The sequence below is a fragment of the Ruegeria sp. BH8 genome (assembly GCF_056538065.1).
On the sequence record NZ_JBQFSP010000061.1, the window covers coordinates 1 to 567 of the forward strand.

Sequence of the window (567 nt, forward strand, 5' to 3'; positions counted from 1 at the left end):
TTCTTGCCTATTCAAACGTGGTGCAGCGAATGCCCGGAATGTCCAACGATAAGAGTCCGTCCCAATCGGAACAGACCCAACATTACTCCAACCCGGTGGTCTCGCTGTTCCCAGCAACACATTCACCAGCGCGAACAATAATCTATATTGTCTTCCGTCATTAAAGGCTGTGACCATTATCTTCATGGACGTGGGTGGCCTGTTCGCGGGTATGGGCAATCGCTTGCACCACGGCTGCAATCTTGCTGGATGAAACTTGGTGCAGCTCACCGACAACGGCCTCGGCGCGCTCGTAGCTGTCCGGAACACCTTGGCTGTTAAAATGGGCAGCTGCGGTGGAGATGTCCGCGTCTCGCCAAGTCGCCGTGGTGCCGACTGAAACGCTGTCATGATCGTTGTAGCGGGCCAGGAACTTGTTTCCATCGAGTCCGAAGCTGTTGGCGGTTGCAACAATGTCGTCACGCACTGCCAGCCATTTTTCGGCCTCGGACGGGTCCAGGTTGTCCAACTCGGCCGCGTTCATGGATGTGGTGTAACTGTCGTCAGCAACAGTGTACGCCTGCAGGT

General features: G+C 55.6%; 1 protein-coding gene. It reads right to left on the bottom strand.

Annotation, left to right across the window (positions count from 1 at the left end):
• Positions 1-160: 160 nt before the first annotated feature.
• The coding region (locus tag ACR0AD_RS21160; protein WP_480489525.1) for a hypothetical protein at positions 161-567 on the bottom strand (407 nt) is incomplete at its 5' end.